Origin of the sequence: Actinomadura madurae (assembly GCF_047130825.1) — a bacterium.
Lineage (GTDB): Bacteria > Actinomycetota > Actinomycetes > Streptosporangiales > Streptosporangiaceae > Spirillospora > Spirillospora madurae.
On the sequence record NZ_CP083237.1, the window covers coordinates 2,109,120 to 2,127,124 of the forward strand.

18 protein-coding genes and 3 tRNA genes are annotated in these 18,005 nt (G+C 72.7%); 7 read left to right on the forward strand and 14 right to left on the reverse strand.

Annotated elements, in window-relative coordinates; genetic code table 11:
- Positions 1-163: 163 nt before the first annotated feature.
- The 3 genes from K8Z49_RS09845 to K8Z49_RS09855 form a co-directional block, all read right to left on the reverse strand.
- Positions 164-1,384 (reverse strand): extracellular solute-binding protein, encoded by a 1,221-nt coding sequence (locus tag K8Z49_RS09845; RefSeq protein WP_075022001.1) that lies wholly within the window; start codon positions 1,382-1,384, stop codon positions 164-166.
- A 46-nt stretch (positions 1,385-1,430) separates the two neighbouring features.
- The gene (locus K8Z49_RS09850) at positions 1,431-2,498 is read right to left on the reverse strand and encodes a LacI family DNA-binding transcriptional regulator (protein WP_021597158.1); all 1,068 of its coding nucleotides are present in this window, start codon (positions 2,496-2,498) and stop codon (positions 1,431-1,433) included.
- Positions 2,499-2,596: 98 nt separating this feature from the next.
- Positions 2,597-4,315 (reverse strand): MFS transporter, encoded by a 1,719-nt coding sequence (locus K8Z49_RS09855; protein ID WP_256255414.1) that lies wholly within the window; start codon positions 4,313-4,315, stop codon positions 2,597-2,599.
- 86 nt (positions 4,316-4,401) lie between these two features.
- On the opposite strand from K8Z49_RS09855, the gene K8Z49_RS09860 reads away from it, so the two are divergent.
- Positions 4,402-4,803, forward strand: a complete 402-nt coding sequence (locus K8Z49_RS09860; RefSeq protein WP_083597826.1) for a TIGR03618 family F420-dependent PPOX class oxidoreductase — start codon at positions 4,402-4,404, stop codon at positions 4,801-4,803.
- A 22-nt stretch (positions 4,804-4,825) separates the two neighbouring features.
- On the opposite strand, the gene K8Z49_RS09865 is transcribed toward K8Z49_RS09860, so the two are convergent.
- From K8Z49_RS09865 to K8Z49_RS09895, 7 genes are all read right to left on the reverse strand, one after another.
- Complete coding sequence (locus tag K8Z49_RS09865) at positions 4,826-5,944, reverse strand: hypothetical protein (protein ID WP_412518298.1); 1,119 nt, start codon at positions 5,942-5,944, stop codon at positions 4,826-4,828.
- Between the two features lie 49 nt (positions 5,945-5,993).
- A complete protein-coding gene (gene hypF / locus K8Z49_RS09870) occupies positions 5,994-8,210 on the reverse strand; it encodes a carbamoyltransferase HypF (protein ID WP_244938600.1) in 2,217 nt (738 codons plus the stop codon).
- A gap of 72 nt (positions 8,211-8,282) precedes the next feature.
- Positions 8,283-8,918, reverse strand: a complete 636-nt coding sequence (locus K8Z49_RS09875; protein WP_021597163.1) for an SRPBCC family protein — start codon at positions 8,916-8,918, stop codon at positions 8,283-8,285.
- Positions 8,915-9,262: an ArsR/SmtB family transcription factor gene (locus tag K8Z49_RS09880; RefSeq protein WP_021597164.1), complete on the reverse strand. Its 348-nt coding sequence runs from the start codon at positions 9,260-9,262 to the stop codon at positions 8,915-8,917. The genes K8Z49_RS09875 and K8Z49_RS09880 overlap by 4 nt, the downstream gene beginning before the upstream one ends.
- 48 nt (positions 9,263-9,310) lie before the next feature.
- A complete protein-coding gene (locus K8Z49_RS09885) occupies positions 9,311-9,904 on the reverse strand; it encodes an FMN reductase (RefSeq protein ID WP_412518301.1) in 594 nt (197 codons plus the stop codon).
- On the reverse strand, positions 9,901-10,980 hold the full coding sequence (locus K8Z49_RS09890; protein WP_021597166.1) for an LLM class flavin-dependent oxidoreductase: 1,080 nt from the start codon (positions 10,978-10,980) through the stop codon (positions 9,901-9,903). Before K8Z49_RS09890 ends, K8Z49_RS09885 begins: the two co-directional genes overlap by 4 nt.
- Before the next feature lie 70 nt (positions 10,981-11,050).
- A complete protein-coding gene (locus K8Z49_RS09895; protein WP_412518303.1) occupies positions 11,051-12,193 on the reverse strand; it encodes a TDT family transporter in 1,143 nt (380 codons plus the stop codon).
- A gap of 94 nt (positions 12,194-12,287) precedes the next feature.
- Between K8Z49_RS09895 and K8Z49_RS09900 the strand changes: the two genes are divergently transcribed.
- A complete protein-coding gene (locus tag K8Z49_RS09900; RefSeq protein WP_024935944.1) occupies positions 12,288-13,196 on the forward strand; it encodes a LysR family transcriptional regulator in 909 nt (302 codons plus the stop codon).
- On the opposite strand, the gene K8Z49_RS09905 is transcribed toward K8Z49_RS09900, so the two are convergent.
- Positions 13,193-13,783 carry a YceI family protein gene (locus K8Z49_RS09905; RefSeq protein WP_412518305.1) on the reverse strand — a complete coding sequence of 197 codons (591 nt, stop codon included), beginning with the start codon at positions 13,781-13,783 and terminating at the stop codon, positions 13,193-13,195. The genes K8Z49_RS09900 and K8Z49_RS09905 overlap by 4 nt on opposite strands.
- Positions 13,784-13,884: 101 nt before the next feature.
- Here K8Z49_RS09905 and K8Z49_RS09910 point away from each other — a divergent pair, with 101 nt between their 5' ends.
- The 5 genes from K8Z49_RS09910 (at position 13,885) to K8Z49_RS09930 (ending at position 16,131) form a co-directional block, all read left to right on the forward strand.
- Entirely contained in the window at positions 13,885-14,688 is an 804-nt protein-coding gene (locus tag K8Z49_RS09910; protein WP_021598914.1) for a universal stress protein, read from the forward strand.
- A gap of 175 nt (positions 14,689-14,863) precedes the next feature.
- Entirely contained in the window at positions 14,864-15,832 is a 969-nt protein-coding gene (locus K8Z49_RS09915; protein WP_021598913.1) for a CHAP domain-containing protein, read from the forward strand.
- A gap of 41 nt (positions 15,833-15,873) precedes the next feature.
- A tRNA-Gly gene (locus tag K8Z49_RS09920) sits at positions 15,874-15,946 on the forward strand.
- A 27-nt stretch (positions 15,947-15,973) separates the two neighbouring features.
- Positions 15,974-16,044, forward strand: a tRNA-Cys gene (locus tag K8Z49_RS09925).
- Positions 16,045-16,056: 12 nt separating this feature from the next.
- Positions 16,057-16,131, forward strand: a tRNA-Val gene (locus K8Z49_RS09930).
- 57 nt (positions 16,132-16,188) lie between these two features.
- On the opposite strand, the gene K8Z49_RS09935 is transcribed toward K8Z49_RS09930, so the two are convergent.
- Genes K8Z49_RS09935 through K8Z49_RS09945 form a run of 3 tightly spaced genes read right to left on the reverse strand, consistent with a single transcriptional unit; the run spans position 16,189 to position 17,972 of the window.
- Entirely contained in the window at positions 16,189-16,899 is a 711-nt protein-coding gene (locus K8Z49_RS09935) for a hypothetical protein (RefSeq protein WP_021598912.1), read from the reverse strand.
- A gap of 18 nt (positions 16,900-16,917) precedes the next feature.
- Positions 16,918-17,208: a phosphopantetheine-binding protein gene (locus K8Z49_RS09940; RefSeq protein WP_075022008.1), complete on the reverse strand. Its 291-nt coding sequence runs from the start codon at positions 17,206-17,208 to the stop codon at positions 16,918-16,920.
- On the reverse strand, positions 17,205-17,972 hold the full coding sequence (locus K8Z49_RS09945; protein ID WP_021598910.1) for a thioesterase II family protein: 768 nt from the start codon (positions 17,970-17,972) through the stop codon (positions 17,205-17,207). The genes K8Z49_RS09940 and K8Z49_RS09945 overlap by 4 nt, the downstream gene beginning before the upstream one ends.
- Between the last annotated feature and the right edge of the window lie 33 nt (positions 17,973-18,005).

Here is an 18,005-nt window from a genome sequence, read left to right on the forward strand (position 1 = left end):
AGACCCACCGCGTACACAGAGTCCGCGGAACGGCCCACCGAAGACCCGGGGCCTCGGCCCACCGAACGCCCGCAGCCCGGGGAACGGCGAACCGAGGACGCGGCGCGGGGGGCTGCCGAGAACGCGGAGCCTGCGGAGCGGCCTCGTGTTGTTTTGTTCGTCGTCATGACTTCTTGACCTTTTGGCCGCCGATCTCGCGGTCCCAGCGGTCGAAGGCGGCGACGAGGGCCTTGGCGTCGAGCGGCGGCGCCTTCGGGTTGTCGGCGATGAGCTTGTCGTACTCGGGGCGGCCGTACTCCTTGATCGCCTGCTGGCTGTCGGCCGGCGCCATGTCGAGCGTGACCCCCTTCACGGCCGGGCCGGGGTAGAAGTAGCCCTTGTCGAAGGTGATGGCCTGCTGCTTCGGCTGGAGCGCGTACTTCATCAGGTCGAGCAGGACGGCGAGCTTCTCGCCGGAAACGCCCTTGGGGACGACCATGTAGTGCGCGTCGGTGACCCATGTGAAGCCGTCGAGCGGCTGGATCTTGACGTCCTTCGGCACCTGGCCGAGGACGCGCGGGTTGATGTCCCAGCCGGTCGTGCTGAGGATGATGTCGCGGGTGCCCTCGCCCAGCTCCTTCATCGTCTGCGTGGTGCCCGTCGGGTAGTACTCGATGTACTTGTCGAGTTCCTTCAGGTACTTCCAGGTGTTGGCCCACCCGTTGTTCGGGTCCTTGGGGTCGGAGTCCTTGAGGATGTAGGGCAGGCCCATGAGCCACGTCCGCCCGGGACCGGAGTTGGACGGCCGCGCGTACTCCAGCTTGTTCGGGTGCGCCTTCGCCCACGCGAGCAACTCTTCGGCGGTCTTCGGCGGGTTCGGGACCTTCTTCGGGTTGTACTCCAGCAGCGGGCCGGACGGGTAGTACGTCACGGTCACGCCCTTGCCCTGGGCGAGGTCCTGCATCTTGGACGCGGGCTCCAGGTACTGCGTCTTCAGGTCGGGCAGCTTGTCGGAGTACTTGCCGACCAGGTCGACCCACAGGTTCTGCTCCAGGCCCGCGGAGAGCCCGTCGGTGCCGGTGAGGACGAGGTCGATGTCGAGCCGCCCGGCGTCCTGCTGGGCCTTGACCTTGCCCGCCAGCTCGGGCGCGGTCGCCTTGGTGTAGGTGATCTTGCTGACGCGGTCCGGGTGCTCCTTGGTGTAGTTCTCGAAGATCTGCTGGGTGAGCTGGAGGTTCCCGGCGACGTCGATGATGTTGAGGGTGACGGCCTTGGACGGCAGCTTGACGTCCGCGGCGGCGGGTTCGGACGCGGCCTTCCCTCCTGAGTCGGGCGCCCCGCAGGCGGCGAGCAGCAGGCCGGCGGCGGTCGCGGCGGTGAGGAGGGCGGATCGGGGAGTTCTCATGGGGTGGGTCCTCCTGGCAGGACGGGGGTCCTCCGGGCGGCCGGGCTCAGACGGGCCCGGTGGTGCCGCGGATGAGGAGTCGGGTCGCCAGCTCGGAGGCCGGCGGCGCGGGAGGCGCCTTGCGCGCCCCGGGGTCGAGCAGTGCGTGCATGGTGGCGGCCGTGGCGCGCGACAGCGCGTTGACGGGGATCGCCACCGTGGTGAGCGGTGGATTGGTCATCGACGCCATGGGGACGTCGTCGACCCCGACGATGCTGAGCCCGCCGGACGAACCGGGCTCGCCGGGCACGGGCACGCCGCGCGCGGTGAGCCGTGACAGCACCCCGAGCGCGACCAGGTCGTTGTAGGCGAACGCCGCGGTCACGTCCGCGGCGAGCACCTCGTCCGCGGCCCGGTACCCGCCGGTGAAGCGCGGCTCGTACGGGCCGAGGTCGACCAGCTCGATGCCGCGCTCGGCGCAGGACGCGCCGAGCAGCTTGCGCCGCCGCCGGTTCGACCAGGAGTTGGCCGGGCCGGCGAGGTAGGCGCACCTGCGGTGCCCGAGCGCGTGGACGTGCGCCACCGCCTGGTCCATGCCGGGCTGGAAGTCCAGCAGGACCGACGGCGCGTTGCGGCTGGTGCGGTTGGCGAGGACCACGGTCGTCTTGGACGCGACGGCGCTCAGGCGCGTCCCGGACATGCGGGGGGCGCACAGGATCAGCCCGTCCACCCGCTCGATCATGGCCTCGGCCAGCCTGCTCTCGGTCTCGGTGTCCTCGTCGGTGTCGGCGAGGAACACCGCGAACTCGGTGTCCCGGAAGTAGGCCTCCACTCCCTTGATGAACGGGGCGTAGAACGGGTTGGCGATGTCGGGGACGATCAGCCCGACATTGCGGGTCCGGCCGAGGACCAGGGACTGCGCCGCCCGGTTCGGCTGGTAGCCGAGCCGCTCGGCGCAGTCGAGCACGCGCCGCCGGGTCTCGGCGTTGACGAGCTCCGGGGTGTTCAGGGCGCGCGAGACCGTGGACGGCGACACCCCGGCGAGATTCGCCACGGCCCGGATCGAGGCGCGCGAACCGTCGGCGTTCCGGCGTCCGGCCGGCCCGCCGCCGGCGTCCGTGCGCTCCTCGGTCATGCCGAGGATTATGAAAACGTTTGCGGAACAGTGTCAATAGGCGGCGTGAAAAAGCCCCCGGCCGGGCGGGGCGGGCCGGGGGCTCGATCGTGGGGCGGTCAGGCGGTCGCGCGTCCCGCCTTCCGCGGCTCGGGTTCGGCGCGGACGTCGTCGTCGTGCACGTACCGGCGGCCCCGCAGCAGCGACACCAGCGCCGCCACCAGCGACATCGCGATCGCCATGCCGAACACGATGACGAGCCCGTGGTGGAACGGCTCGGAGATCAGGTGCGGGAAGTACGAGCGGCCGGTGAGCGTCGCGACGTCGTCCGGCGCGAGCCGGCCGAGGACGTGGAACGGCGCGAGCAGGTTCTGGATCGGGTTGTAGCCGAGGAAGGCGGCGAACAGCGTGCCGACCGGCGGGAGCCCGCCCACCTGCGCGGCCGGGCCCGCCGGGACGCCGTGCTCGGTCAGCCCCCGCGTCAGCGTCCGCGGCAGCGTGTCGGACAGCCCGGCGATCATCAGCGAGAAGAACACGCCGATGGACAGCACCATGCCGGCGTTCATGAAGGTAGCGCGCATGCCGGACGCGACCCCGCGCTGGTCCGCCGGCACCGAGTTCATGATGGCGGTGGTGTTGGGCGCGGCGAACAGCCCGGAGCCGATCCCGTTCAGGAAGATCAGCAGCGCGAACGTGGTGTACCCGAAGTCGGTCGGGATCAGCAGCAGGCCGGCGAACGCCAGCGCGGACAGCACCAGCCCGCCGGAGGCGAAGGCGCGGGCGCCGTGCCGGTCGGACAGGTGCCCCGAGACGGGCCCGGCGACGAGGAATCCCGCGGTCAGCGGCAGCAGGTAGATACCCGCCCAGAGCGGGGTGTCCTCGTAGTCGTAGCCGTGCAGCGGCAGCCAGATGCCCTGCAGCCAGATGATCAGCATGAACTGCATCCCGCCGCGCGAGACCGCGGCGAGCAGCCCGGCCGCGTTCCCGGCCGTGAACGCCCTGATGCGGAACAGCCCGAGGTGGAACATGGGCTGCGCCACCCGGGTCTCGATCCAGCAGAACAGGATGAGGACCGCGACGCCGCCGGCCATCCCGCCGATCACCCAGGGGTTCGTCCAGCCCATGTCGTGCCCGCCGTAGGGCTGGATGCCGTAGGTGATCGCGGCGAGCAGGCCGGTGAGCCCGACGGCGAAGGTGATGTTGCCCAGCCAGTCGATCCGCGCGGCGACCGCCCGCGTCGCGGTCTCCACCAGGCTCCGGTACGCCCAGACCGTCCCGATGATCCCGATCGGCGCGGACGCGAAGAACACCAGCCGCCAGTTGATCTCGCTCAGCAGCCCGCCCGCGACGAGGCCGATGAAGGTGCCGGCGATGCCCGCCACCTGGTTGACGCCCATCGCCATGCCGCGCCGGTGCGCCGGGAACGCGTCGGTGAGGATCGCGGCCGAGTTCGCCATCAGCAGCGCGCCGCCGATCCCCTGGAAGATCCGCCAGCCGATGAGCCAGAGCGCCCCGGCGCTCCCGTGGAACGGGTCCAGGGCCAGCACGAGCGTCCCGACCGTGAACACCGCGAACCCGGCGTTGTACATCCGGACGCGGCCGAACATGTCCCCGAGCCGGCCGAGCGTCACCACCAGCACCGCCGAGACGAGCATGTAGCCCATCAGGATCCACAGCAGGTAGCTGACGTTGCCCGGCTCCAGCGGGTTCAGGTCGATGCCACGGAAGATCGCCGGCAGCGAGATGATCACGATCGACGAGTTGACCGTGGCGAGCAGCATGCCCAGCGTCGTGTTGCTGAGCGCGACCCACGGATAGTGGTTGGACGGCACGCGCACCCCCGGCAAATAGTTTCCTAGACTAACTAAGCATAAACCCGGGCGGGCGGGGTGCGACCGCCGCGGAAGCGCCTAAGATCGTGCAGGTGGGGGGAAAGCACCGGCTCGACCTGGCCGACGAGCGGCTCATCGCCTTCTGGCGGGAGCGCCGCGTGTGCGCCCTCGTCACGCTCCGCCCGGACGGCACCCCGCACGCCGTGCCCGTCGGCGCCACCCTGGACGGCGGCACCGTCCGCGTGATCACCTCGGCCTCCTCGGCGAAGGCGCGGCACGTCCGGCACGCGGGCGAGGCGGGCCTCCCGGCCGCGGTGACCCAGGTGGACGGCCGCCGCTGGGCCACCGTCGAGGGCCGCGCGGTCGTGCGGACGGACCCGGCCTCCGTGGCCCTCGCCGAGCGGCTCTACACCGTCCGCTACAAGCCCCCGCGCCCCAACCCGCACCGCGTCGTGATAGAGATCACCGCGACCCGGGTCCTCGGCAGCCTGTGACCCGCCCGCGCGGCGGGCCCGCTCAGTAGGCGTAGGCGGATCCGCAGCCGGAGACCGAGCCCGACCGGTTCGTGAAGGCGCCGTCCGTCACCCTGCCGAAGGAGTCGATGCCGCCCAGGCAGGCATAGCGCCGTTCGCCCTCGCCGGAGACGGCGATGAGGGCCACCGTGTTCGGCTCGCGCTCGATGGTGCGGGTCACGCGCATCGGCCCGCCTCCGGCGAAGGAGAAGAAGACCGTGGTCGCGGGCCGCTCTCGCTTCAGGACGCCGAGCCCTGTGCGGCCGTCCGGATTCATCACCGCGGTGGTGACCGCCCCGGAGCCGCCCGGCTGGCGGAACAGGATGCGTCCGCCCCCGAGATCGGCGCCCTTCGCGCGGGTGTCGAGGGCATGGACGGTGACGTTCTCGACCGTGCTCTCACCCTGCCTGCCCGGCCATCCGTGTCCGGCGGAGGCGCCCTGGCGGACGTCGCTGAGGGCGTAGCCGAGCGTGCGGCCGTCGCGCGCCCAGGCGATCTCGCCGATGAGCGACGGGGCGGCGGCCGTCCACGTCCGGCGGTCGTTCGAGTCGATGTCGAGAACCGTCACCGTGGCGGGCGGGAGCGGAGCCTGCGGATCTTCCGTGCACGGTGCGGTCGTGAAGGCGAGGCGGGCACCGTCCGGGCTCATCGCCAGACCGGCGACGCGTGCCGGGACGGCGCCGGCCTCGCCCAGCGGTTCAAGGTCCTCCACATGGCCGTCGCCGGTGAGGCCGAACCGGTACAGCCGGCTCTCGCACGGGTCCTCCCGGAGGGAGGAGACGACGAACGCGCCACCGGGCGCTTCGATGATCTCCTGTGCCGTGCCCGCGGACGCCGGCGGCCGGACCGAATCCACCGGTCGCGATCGGCCGTCCTGCCGCAGCGCGCGGACCTGCAACCACGGCTTCCGCCCGCTCCCGTGCGGGGAGTCTCCGGTGTCCCAGACGGTCAGCAGGAAGCGCGGCTCGCGATCGGCCAGGGGGCCCGTGGACGAGAAGCCTTCGTCCGTCAGCAGCCGCACCGCGCCGATGGAGGCGGCGACCGCCACGGCCATCGCCAGTGGCCCGGCCCACCGCCGGATCAGCCATGAGAGGGGCTGCCGCTCGTCCCTGTCGTCCGCCATCCGATGATCATGCCGTCTCGGAGGTGCGAGCGTGCCCGTTTTCGACCGATCACGCGGTGTCCCGCCGCCGGTGACGAGCGGTGGCGACGGCGGCCTGACCAAGGCTGATGCCGCCGTCGTTGGGCGGGACGCGGTGATGGGTGAGGACGTCGAAACCCGCGCCGGCCAGGCCGGACACCGCGCGGTCCAGCAGGAGCATGTTCTGGAACACGCCGCCGGAGAGCGCCACCGTGGCGAGCCCCGTCGCCTCGCGGACGCGGGACGCGCCGTCCACGACGAGGGCCGCCACGCCGTTGTGGAAGCGCGCGGCGATCACCGGGACCGGAACTCCGGCGCCGAGGTCGGCCGCCACCGCGTCCAGCAGATCGCGGCCGCGCGCCACGAAGGACGACGTGCCACCGAGAGACGCCCTGTACGCACCGAATTCCGCCGGATCCGCGCGCTGTTCCAGCTCGATCGCGGCCTGCCCCTCGTAGGTGACCCGGTCCCTGACGCCGAGAACGGCCGCGACCGCGTCGAACAGGCGGCCCATGCTGGAGGTGAGCGGAGCGTTGATCCCGCGCCGGGCCATCTCCGCGACGGCGGGCCAGTCACGGCGGCGCGCCACCGGCAGCCCGTCCGGGACGCCGTAGGCGGCGGCCATGCGCCAGGGCTCGCGGATCGCGGCCGCGCCGCCGGGCATCGGAACCGGTTCCAGGTGCCCGGCGCGCTCGAAGCCGCGCAGGTCGGCGACCAGGAACTCGCCGCCCCAGAGCGTGCCGTCCGTCCCGTATCCGGTGCCGTCGAACGCCACGCCGATGACCGGGCCGTCCACGCCGTTGTCCGCGAGGCAGGACGCGATGTGGGCGTGGTGGTGCTGGACGGCGACCGGCGGCAGGTCCTGGTCGAGCGCGTACTTCGTCGACAGGTACTCGGGGTGCGGGTCGTGGGCGAGGAGTTCGGGCGTGATGTCGAAGAGGCGCCGGAAGTGGGCGATGCCCTCCTCGAACGCGCGGAGCGTCTCGTGGTTCTCCAGGTCGCCGATGTGGTGGGAGACGAACGCCCGGCCGCCCCGGGCCAGGCAGAACGTGTTCTTGAGCTCGGCCCCGCACGCCAGGACGGGCGGGCCGTCCCCGATGGGGATCGGCTCGGGCGCGTAGCCGCGGGACCGGCGCAGCGGCAGCGTCCGGCCGGCGAAGACCCGCACCACCGAGTCGTCGGTGCGCGTGTGGATGGGGCGGTCGTGCCGGAGGAACCCGTCGGCGATGCCGCCGAGGCGTTCGAGGGCGTCGGCGTCGCGGTGCGCGATCGGCTCGTCCGAGACGTTCCCGCTGGTCAGCACCAACGGCTCGGTGACCAGGAGGTGGTGGAGCGGGGTGTAGGGCAGCATGAGGCCGAGAGACCGGTTCCCGGGCGCGACCGCGCCGGCGAGGTCCGCGTCAGGGCGGCGGCGCGCGAGCACGATCGGACGCCGCGGGCCGGTCAGCAGCGCCTCCTCGGCGTCGGACAGGACGCAGAGCGCCCGGGCCGCCGCCAGATCGGGGACCATGACGGCGAACGGCTTGTCCTCGCGGTGCTTGCGGGCGCGCAGCGCGCCGACGGCGCCGCCGTCCGCCGCCCTCGCGGCGAGGTGGTAGCCGCCGAGGCCCTTGACCGCGAGGACGGCGCCGTCCGCGAGCATCGACCGCGCGGCCTCCAGCGGGTCGCCGGCGGCGGGGCGCACGGTGAGGGACGGTCCGCAGGACGGGCAGCACACCGGCTGGGCGTGGAACCGGCGGTCGGCCGGGTCCTCGTACTCGGCGGTGCACTCGCCGCACATCGCGAAGCCCGCCATGGTCGTGTTGCGCCGGTCGTAGGGGACGTCCCTGACGATCGTGAAGCGCGGCCCGCAGTTCGTGCAGTTGATGAAGGCGTAGCCGTGGCGCCGGTCGGCGGGGTCGCGCATCTCGCGCACGCAGTCGTCGCAGGTGGCGGAGTCCCAGGAGACCAGGGCGCGGCGCTCGCCCGACGCGTCACTGCCCACGATGACGAACCCGTCGCGGCCCGCCGCGGCCAGGTCGCGGACCGTGACGCGTTCGACGACGGCCAGCCGGGGCGGGCGCGCGCGCAGGCCGTCCAGGAACCGCCCGACCTCGTCGGGCGCGCCCTCGACCTCGATGAACACTCCGCCCGCGTCGTTGCCGACCAGCCCGGACAGGCCGAGGCCGGTGGCGAGGCCGTGCACGAACGGCCGGAACCCGACGCCCTGCACTACCCCTTCGACGCGGACCCCCACCCGGACGTCCACCCGGCACATTCTGCCTGGTCGGCAGGTGCGCTCCCGGGACCCGCGGGGCGTGTCAGCGATCCCGCGCCGGGATCACTCCGCCTCTCCGGTGTAGGCGCCGATGGTGCGGTCCGCGCAGGCGCGGGCGACCGCTTCGTCGGCGCCCGACTCGACGTGCGCCTCGCGCCAGGCCTCGCCGCTCTGCCGGGTGAACTCCTTGCCCTCGTCGGTCGTGGACCAGTCCGGCCCGACCTCTTCCGGGGCGTTCTTGCCGGTCGCCAGGTGCAGGGCGAGGCCGAGCAGCGCCATGTCCCAGCCGATGCCGACGGCGCCCGGCCCGAACTGGTCCCACATGCCGTCGTCGACGTGGGCGATGTGCTCCAGTTCGAAGCGCGACCGGCCGTCCTGCTCCGGGGTCAGCCGGACCTCGATCCAGGACGTCTGGCCGCCGTACTCCCAGGTCGCGGAGAAGCCCTTGGGCGGATCGCAGGTCTCGATGGTCCCGCTCGCGTTGCCCTCGATCTGGTAGCGGCCGCCGAGCCGGAGCTCACCCGAGATCGGCAGGAACCAGCGGGGAATCCGCTCGGGGTTGGTGACGGCGTCCCACAGGTCCTCGACGCCGGTGTCGTAGACCTGGCTGACCGTCGACGTCCGCGCGGTGCCGGCCTCCAGCACCCGCTCGCCGACCTTGCGCCGTACCGCGTTGATCTGCCCGGTGACTTCGATCATGTCTCGCTCCCTGGGTCGTGTCGGCGTGCGCGCTTGCCCCGGGCGATCTCGGTCGCCAGGGCGTCGAGATGCGGCGTCCAGAACCGGCGGAAGCGGTCGAGCCATTCGTCGACCTCCCGCAGCGGCGCGGAGTCGACGGTGTACAGCCGGCGCGTCCCCTCCGCCCGCACCACCGCGAACCCGCTGTCGCGCAGCACCTTCAGATGCTGCGAGACCGCGGGCTGCGAGATTCCGAACTCCTCCCGGACGACCGCCGTCACCTCGCCGGACGACCGCTCGCCGTCGGCGAGCAGCTCCAGGATCCGGCGCCGCACCGGGTCGCCCAGTACATCGAACGCGTGCACGAGCCCAAGGTACAGGCTTCGCTTATATAAGCCAAGGCTTAGGAAAGATCAGCGTCCGGCGAGGAGCCGGTCGAAGGGAACGGGGTTCTCGTACGGGTCGTCCTTGGCCGGGGCCGGACGCGCCTCCATCAGGGCGGCGAGCTCGGCGCCGGCGCGGGCGACGCGGTCGGGCAGAGCCGTCTCGCCGCTCCCCCAGTCCTCGGACGCCGCGTACACGGCGGTCGGGACGACGCTGGTGCGCAGGTAGGCGAACAGCGGGCGCATGGCGTAGTCGATGGCCAGGGAGTGGCGGGCGGTGCCGCCGGTCGCGCCGAGCAGCACCGGCGTGCCTTCCAGGGCGTCCCGGTCGAGGACGTCGAAGAACGTCTTGAACAGGCCGGTGTAGGACGCGTTGAAGACGGGCGTGACGGCGATGAGGCCGTCCGCGCCCGTCACCGCTTCGACGGCGGCGCGGAACGTCCCCGACGGGAAGCCGGTCAGGGTGGCGTCGACCATGGCGTGCGCGTGGTCGCGCAGCTCGATGGTCTCGACGGCGGTGTCCGCGCGCAGGGCCTCGGTCGTCGCGGCGGCGAGGCGGTCTGCGAGCAGCCGGGTGGACGACGGCCGCCCGAGCCCGGCGGAGACGACGGCGAGCGTGGTCACTTGACCCCCTCTGCGAGACGGGACGTGTGGGTCGGGGCGGTCGCGGGGACGTGCGCCGGGCGCAGCGACTCGAACTCCTTGCGCAGGACGGGCACGACCTCCTCCCCCAGCATGTCGATCTGCTCCAGGACCGTCTTCAGCGGCAGCCCGGCGTGGTCCATCAGGAACAGCTGGCGCTGGTAGTCGCCGAAGTGGTCGCGGAACGTCAGCGTCTTCTCGATGACCTGCTGCGGGCTGCCGACCGTGAGGGGCGTCTCGGCGGTGAACTCCTCCAGCGACGGGCCGTGCCCGTAGACGGGGGCGTTGTCGAAGTACGGGCGGAACTCGCGGACGGCGTCCTGGGAGTTCCTGCGCATGAACACCTGCCCGCCGAGGCCGACGATCGCCTGGTCGGCGGAGCCGTGGCCGTAGTGCTCGAACCGCTGCCGGTAGAAGCCGATGAGGCGCTGGAAGTGCTCCTTGGGCCAGAAGATGTGGTTGGCGAAGAAGCCGTCGCCGTAGTAGGCGGCCTGCTCGGCGATCTCCGGGCTGCGGATCGACCCGTGCCAGACGAACGGCGGGACGCCGTCCAGCGGGCGCGGGGTCGAGGTGAACGACTGCAGCGGGGTGCGGAACTCGCCTTCCCAGTCGACGACGTCCTCGCGCCAGAGCCGGTGGAGCAGGTGGTAGTTCTCGATGGCCAGCCGGATGCCGTCGCGGATGTCCTTGCCGAACCACGGGTAGACGGGGCCGGTGTTGCCGCGTCCCATCATCAGGTCCACCCGGCCGCCGGCGAGGTGCTGGAGCATCGCGTAGTCCTCGGCGATCTTCACCGGGTCGTTGGTGGTGATCAGCGTGGTCGCGGTGGACAGGATCAGCCGCTCGGTGCGGGCCGCGATGTAGCCGAGCATCGTCGTCGGGGAGGACGGCACGAACGGCGGGTTGTGGTGCTCGCCGGTCGCGAAGACGTCCAGGCCCACCTCCTCGGCTTTGTCGGCGATCGCGACCATGGCCCTGATCCGCTCGGCCTCGGACGGCGTGCGCCCGGTGGTCGGGTCGGGCGTGACGTCGCCGACCGTGAAGATCCCGAACTGCATGCCCGGCCTCCAGATAGTAGAACGTTCAACCATCCTACAGAACCCCGGAGCGCGGACCGGTATTCCTGCTCTAGGACGGGGCGGGGACGGCGGGGCGCGCCGGCAGGAAGAGCCGGCCGCTGACCGCGCCCTGGAGCGTCCGGACCGCGGCGACCGCCCAGGCCGCGACGAGCAGCAGGTAGAGGAGCACGGCCAGCCCGGCCAGCGCGTCCAGGCCGGTGGCCTCGTACAGGCCGCAGGCGCCGGTGACGCACGTCCCGACCGGGAAGGTGAAGGCCCACCACGTCATCGCGAACGGCATCCCGCCGCGCAGGGCCCGCAGGTTCGCGGCGCCCGCGAGGACCAGCCAGAGCATCGCGAAGCCCATCACGGGGGCGCCGTAGAGGACGGCGAACGCGCGCATGGCCGCCGCGTACCCGGGGACGGCGTCCGCCGCGCCCGCCGCGTCCGCGATCTGGACGGCGGCCGTCGTCGACTGCCCGAGCGGCCCGAGGACCAGGAAGAGCGCGGGGGTGAGGGTGACCGGCGACGGGCGGCCGCCGGCCAGCCGCGTCCAGATGCCCGGGAGCAGGACGAGCGTGGCGAGCAGGCTCGCGCCGAACATGGCGTGGCACCCGAACAGCAGCGTGGCGCGGGCCTGGCCCTCCGGCAGGTGCGGGACGAGCGCGGGCCCGAGCGCCGCGGCGACCATCGGCGCGACCACGGGCAGCAGCCAGGTCGGGTCCGCCGAGCCCGGTTCGAGGCGGTGCCGGGTGATCATGAGGTAGGGGACGCCGGCCGCGACGGCCACGGCATAGGCCGTGCCGAGGCTCCACAGGACGGCGTTCAGCGCGATCGCCGCACCGTGCCCGATCACGGGCGGGCCGAGCACCAGCGTGCCGTAGCCGACGGCGAGCAGGGCCATCGGCGGGCAGCCGTAGAACACGGCGGTGGCGGGGTTGTCCAGGAGCTGGGACCGGGCCACGTCCGGGTGCCGGACGACATGGACGGCGCGCGCCGTCATCAGCGCCGCGAGCATCGCCAGCGAGAGCATCCACACGGCGACGGCGAACGCGTGCAGGCCGGGGACGTCCACCGGCAGCGCGCGGGCGCCGGTCCCGACGATCGACGTTCCCATCACGGCCGCGTACCAGTTGGGCCCGAGATGGCGGAACGCCTCGGCGGGACGGTCGAGCGCGCCCAGCGGCGCGCCGTGGAGGGTCGGGAGGCTCATGCCCTCCAGCGTCCGCCGCCGGCGGTCGCGGCAGTAGACGCCACGGCCCTATGGGCTCATAAGGCGGCCTTATGGGTCACGTAGGATCGGGGGCATGGCCGTGTCGCATCGCGTCCCCGACCTGGGCGCCCTCGAACTGCTGCTCGCCGTCGTCCGGCTGGGCAGCGTGGGGCGGGCGGCGGCCGAGCTCGGCGTCACCCAGCCCGCCGCCAGCGCCCGCATCCGCTCGATGGAGCGGCAGGCCGGCGTGGCCCTGCTCGAACGGTCGCCGCGCGGCTCGCGGCCCACGGAGGCGGGCGCCCTGGTCGCCGAGTGGGCCCGGCAGGTCATCGCGGCGGCGGAGGCGCTCGACGCGGGCCTCGGCGCGCTGCGCGAGCGCCGGGACGGGCGGCTGCGCGTCGTGGCGAGCCTGACCGTCGCCGAGTACCTGATGCCCGGCTGGCTGGTGACGCTCAAGACCGTCCGGCCGGGCGTCGCGGTGACGCTGCGGACGGCGAACTCGACCGTGGTCGCCGAGGAGGTCCGCGGCGGCGACGCCGACCTCGGGTTCGTGGAGGGCGCCCGGACGCCGGCGGGCCTGAGCGGCACCGTCGTCGCGACCGACCGGCTCGTCGTCGTGGTCGGCGCGGGCCACGCCTGGGCGCGGCGGCGGTCCGGGGTGACCGCGGCCGAGCTGGCGGTCACGCCCCTCGTCCTGCGCGAGCAGGGCTCGGGGACGCGCGAGATCCTCGACCGGGCGCTCGCCTCGCACGGCGGGACGGCGCCCCCGCTGCTGCAACTGGCGTCCACCACCGCGCTCAAGGCGGCGGCCGTCTCGGGCGCGGGCCCGGTCGTGGTGAGCGACCTGGCCGTCGCCGACGAGCTGGCCGCGGGACGGCTGATCAGGGTCCCCGTCCCCGAGCTGGACCTCTCCCGGCCGCTGCGCGCGGTGTGGCCGGCCGGGCAGCGTCCCGCCGGCCCCGCCCGCGACCTGCTGGGCCTGACCCGCGCGGCGCGCGGCTAGGCCGGGGCCTCGGCGGCGCCGGTGCCGGCGTCGGCCGTGGCCAGCACCGCCTGGATCTCCAGCGCGATCGCGACCTCGTCGCCGAGCATGACCCGGTCGCCCTGCAGCGGGACGTTGAACTCGATGCCGAAGGCGCGGCGGCTGATGGCCGCGGTCGCGGTGAAGCCGGCGCGGACGCCGCCCCACGGGTCGGTGCTCACGCCGTGGAACTCGGTCAGCAGCCGGACCGGCCGGGTCACGTCCCTGATCGTCAGGTCGCCGTCCAGGTGGTAGCGGGGGCCGCGGGCGCGGCGGCCGACGGTGGCACGTTCCACTCCGGTGCCGGCGAACATCATCACCGGGTGCCGCCGGACGTCCAGGAAGTCGGCGGAGCGGATGTGCTCGTCCCGTTCGGCGCTGCGGGTGTCGATGGAGCCCATCCGGATCTCCGCGCGCGCGGCGGACTCCAGCGGATCGTCCGCGACCACGACCTCGCCCCCGAAGTCGGGGAACGACCCGCGCACCGTGGTCATCAGGTGCCGGATCGCGAAGGTGATCTCGGAGTGCACCGGGTCGATGGTCCAGCGTCCGGGTCTGAGGTCGGACACCTCGGCCCCCATGAAAATCCCCCCAAACTTACGACAATCAGGAAAAACTACCGCAAACAGCCGCTGGTCTGTGACGGCCCTCCGGGGGAATGCTCAGGAGCATGATCGGTGAACACGTGCTCGCGGGCTACGTCCCGGACGCGGGCGGCAGGGAGGCGCTCGACCTCGCGCGCGGGATCGTCGCGCTGACCGGCGGCCGGCTCAGCGTGGCGACCGTCGCCCCGCCGGACCTGCCGGCCGCGGCCGGGGAGGCGCGCGCGGTCCTCGACCAGGTGCCGGAGGCGCTGGACGGGTGGCCCGCGGACCTGCACGTCCAGGAGGGGCGCAGCGTCGGCCGCGGCCTCACCGTGCTCGCCAGCCGGATCGGCGCCGACCTGATCGTCGTCGGCTCCCCCGAGGGCGGCGCCCGCGGCCGCATCGGCGTCGGCGCCGCCGCCGACCACCTGCTGCACTCGGCGACCGAGGCCGTGATGCTCGCCCCGTCCGGCTACGTCCCGCCGGACGATCTGGGCCGCATCACGGTCATGTACGTCCGGCGCCCCCAGTGCGAGGAGGCGGTCATCCGCGCCGCCCAGGCCGCCGAGCGGCTGGAGGTCCCGCTCCGGCTGGTCACGCTGGCCATCGGCGAGGTGAACGCCGAGCGGCTCCGCGACGACCTCGCCCTCGCCATCCGCCTCGCCGTGGACTCGGCCGACCTGCCGCCCGAGGAGGTCTCCGCCGAGCTCGCCGAGGGGGACGACGTCGCCGACGCCCTGGACGACGTGGACTGGCCCGACGGCGAGCTGCTCGTCTGCGCGTCCAGCGAGGACGCGGCCGCGCACCGGGTCTTCGTGGGCGAGATCGCGCTCAAGGTCCTGCGCGCCACCCCCTGTCCGGTCACCGTCCTCCCGCGTGGCTACTACTGAGTAGTCCCTTTTGACCGGTTGTCGGGAACGGCTTGCCGCCCCCCGTTTACCTCGGCTACATTCCGTCGAGATCGGAACGTGACCTTGAACCCCCCGGGCCGGGGGCCGCGGCGCGTTCCGTCCCCCCGGTCGGGCGCCACCCTGCCCGGACGAGCGAGGTGCGGCAGGGAGCGACATGGACCCGATCGGCAAGAAACTGCTCGACATCGCCAAGAAGGAACTCGGCTACACCGAGAAGGGCGACGGCTACACGAAGTTCGGCGACTGGTACGCCAAGAACGTCGACGGCGACCACGACGCCTACTTCAAGACGGCCCCCTGGTGCGACATGTTCCTCGCCTGGGCCGCCGACAAGGCCGACGTCACCGAGCAGACCGGGCAGTTCGCCTCCACCGTCCAGCACGCCAAGTGGTTCAAGAAGCACGACGCCTGGGGCCACGACCCCGAGCCCGGCGCCATCGTCTTCTACGACTGGAACGGCTCCGGCGACATCGACCAGGTCGACCACGTCGGCATCGTCGAGAAGGTCGACGGCCACACGCTGCACACCATCGAGGGCAACGCCGAGGGCTACAAGCTCATGCGCAAGACCCGCGACATGGACACCGTCGTCGGCTTCGGCTACCCATCCAAGATCAAGGTCGAGGCCAAGTACACGCCGAAGCACGCCGCCCCCGCCCCCACCGTCGACAAGATCGGCGACCCCGCCACCACGACGCACGCGCAGGAGCAGGAGCACTCCGCGCCCCCCGAGCACCTCCCCGCGCAGGAGGTCGTCATCGGCGGGATCCTCGCCTTCGTCCTCTGCGGCACCGTCGCCCTCGCCGCCGGCCGCGCCGCCGCCGCGAAGGCCCCCACCACGCCGCCGATCCGCGTCCGCAAGCGCGGCAAGCACCACCGCCCGTCCACCCCGGTCGCGCTCCCCGCCGACGTCACCCCGGCCGACCTGGACGCGGCCGACGCCGGCACCACCCTGATGCCCGCCCTCTCCCTCGCCGCCGCCCACGAGGCCGAGGACCGCGAGTTCTGGGGCCGCATCGCCCACCTCGAAGAGGACAAGGAACTCGACTTCTGGAACTCCCTGCACGCCGAGCTCACCGACTCCGAGCCCGCGCGGTACGCAAGCACTCCAGGATTCCGCTAGAGTTGTCCATGCGAGCCCGGGGGGCGACCCCCAGGCGGCAGGCGGACGTGGCTCAGTTGGTAGAGCATCACCTTGCCAAGGTGAGGGTCGCGGGTTCGAATCCCGTCGTCCGCTCTGAGAGGCCCCGTCAGGCCTCGCTCTGGTGGAGTGGCCGAGAGGCGAGGCAACGGCCTGCAAAGCCGTGTACACGGGTTCAAATCCCGTCTCCACCTCGCAGCGCACGAGGGCGATTAGCTCAGTGGGAGAGCGCTACCTTGACACGGTAGAGGCCACTGGTTCAATCCCAGTATCGCCCACCATGATCTCCCCAGGTCAGGCATCGTGTCCGGCCTGGGGATCGTGCATTTCCGGGAACGTCAATCGTCCTCGCGCCAGGGGAACACGTCGCCCGCCATGGCACGGGCTTTCATCAGCTGGTCGTCGTGGCCGCGGATCTGGTGGAGAAACGGGAAGTCGGTCGGCCGCACGGTGAGTTTGGCGACGGGCGCCACCGGATCCGGGTTCGCCGCCTGGGCTATCCGGACCTCCGTTTCGCCGAAGGCGATCCGCGGCTGCGGCTCGAACCCGTCCGCGGACAGGAGGTAGACCGTTCCCTCGCGCCACGGTCGCCGTTCGAGGGCAGAGCGGGTGATCGAGAAGAAGTAGTAGGGGCCGTCCCGGTCCTCGTTGAGCCGGATGCACGCGGTGACCAGCGTCATCGCGTGCCCGGCCCGGTCGATGACCGCGAAGTACATCGGCCAGATGCCGTCCATCGCGGCGAAGACCGCCCGCCGGCCACCGAATTCGGATGGGTCCGCCGGCCGGCGCGGTTCGAAGCACGTGATGCCGGGGTCGCCCGTTCCGTGGAGCACGAAGCCCCTTCGGTCGGCGGCATGGCAGAGGAACTGCCACTTCGGTGCCGGCAGCCGGTAGTCGATGGGTCGCGCCGGCCCCTCCTTGACGGCCTGGTCCAGCAGCCTGTCGAAGGCCGACGCCGTCTCGGGGTCCGGCCCGGGAGCAGGCCGAGACATCCAGTGCGCGGGCAGGTCGGCCCGCCGCTGCGGCGTCGGCCGCGTGCGCTCTGACACGGTTGGTCCCTCTCGATGTCACGAGTCCCAGGGAAGCCGCGCGGCGGCGGCCCGGTTCGCGCGCGCCGGGTGCCCGGTCCCTGCCGCCGCGCGTGCTTCGACTTCCTCGATCAACGTGGCGAGCGTCGGGTAACGGAACATGTCGACCATGCCGAGGGAGAGCCCGGCTCCGTCCAGGTCGGCGCGCACGGCGGCCAGAATGACCGAGGTGAAACCCGCCTCGAAGAAGTTGGTGCGGTCGGTCAGGATGCGCCCCCGCGGGGCCCGGCTCGCGAACGCGGCTCTGATCCGCCGTTCGAGCTCGGTCACCGCCGGAACTCCCGCTCGACGAGGGCCATCACCGCGGCCTGGCCACCGTCCAGCAGCCAGTGGTCGCCGTCGACGAACTCCATCCGGAAACCGGCGCTGGTCTGGGCCTCCCAAGCGCGCAGTTCCCCGGCCGAGCTGGTGCCGTCATCGCGCCCGGCCACCGCCACGATGGGCATGCCCAGCGGTGGACCGTCCACGTAGGCGAAGCCGGACACGGCGGCGAAGTCGGCGCGCAGCGCGGGTTCGAAGATCTCCCGGTAGTCCGGCTCCGCGGCGAGTGTCATCGGAAAGCCGCCGAACGACCGGATCCGCGACCAGAACTCGTCCGACGGCAGAGTGTGCAGGGCGGAGTCGGGTCGTACCAGTTGCGGCGCGGGGTAGGAGGCCACGACCAGCGCCACGGGCGCCGGCATGGCCCCGGCCTCGACGGCACGCGCGAGCAGGAATGCGGCCAGCGCACCCGAGCAGTACCCGAAGAGCACGTAGGGCCGCGCCGTCCAGCGCGAGAGCTCGGCCGCGATGCCGGCGACGAGATCGTCCAGGTCGGTGATCGACGGCTCGTCGAATCGCGCCTGCCTGCCAGGGGGGTTCAACGCCCACAGCCCGATGTCGCCGGGCAGCAGGGCCGCGCAGTCGGCGAACGCCGAGCACCCCGCGCCGGCCTGCGGCAGCGCGAGCACCCGGTGCGGTCGCGAACCGTCGTCGTTCAGCGGGACGAACCACTGCGGCCCCAGCGCCCGGTCGGCTGACGATGAGGTTCGCACGGCACCTCCATACCGGTAGCACGCTGACCCGTC

Excerpts from the sequence above, each read along its gene's own strand:
- K8Z49_RS09890 (WP_021597166.1), bottom strand. The coding sequence starts at position 10,980 with ATGCAGTTCGGGATCTTCACGGTCGGCGACGTCACGCCCGACCCGACC.
- K8Z49_RS09865 (WP_412518298.1), bottom strand. The coding sequence starts at position 5,944 with ATGGCGGACGACAGGGACGAGCGGCAGCCCCTCTCATGGCTGATCCGG.
- K8Z49_RS09850 (WP_021597158.1), bottom strand. The coding sequence starts at position 2,498 with ATGACCGAGGAGCGCACGGACGCCGGCGGCGGGCCGGCCGGACGCCGG.
- K8Z49_RS09915 (WP_021598913.1), top strand. The coding sequence starts at position 14,864 with ATGGACCCGATCGGCAAGAAACTGCTCGACATCGCCAAGAAGGAACTC.
- K8Z49_RS09845 (WP_075022001.1), bottom strand. The coding sequence starts at position 1,384 with ATGAGAACTCCCCGATCCGCCCTCCTCACCGCCGCGACCGCCGCCGGC.
- K8Z49_RS09910 (WP_021598914.1), top strand. The coding sequence starts at position 13,885 with ATGATCGGTGAACACGTGCTCGCGGGCTACGTCCCGGACGCGGGCGGC.
- K8Z49_RS09900 (WP_024935944.1), top strand. The coding sequence starts at position 12,288 with ATGGCCGTGTCGCATCGCGTCCCCGACCTGGGCGCCCTCGAACTGCTG.
- K8Z49_RS09875 (WP_021597163.1), bottom strand. The coding sequence starts at position 8,918 with ATGATCGAAGTCACCGGGCAGATCAACGCGGTACGGCGCAAGGTCGGC.
- K8Z49_RS09895 (WP_412518303.1), bottom strand. The coding sequence starts at position 12,193 with ATGAGCCTCCCGACCCTCCACGGCGCGCCGCTGGGCGCGCTCGACCGT.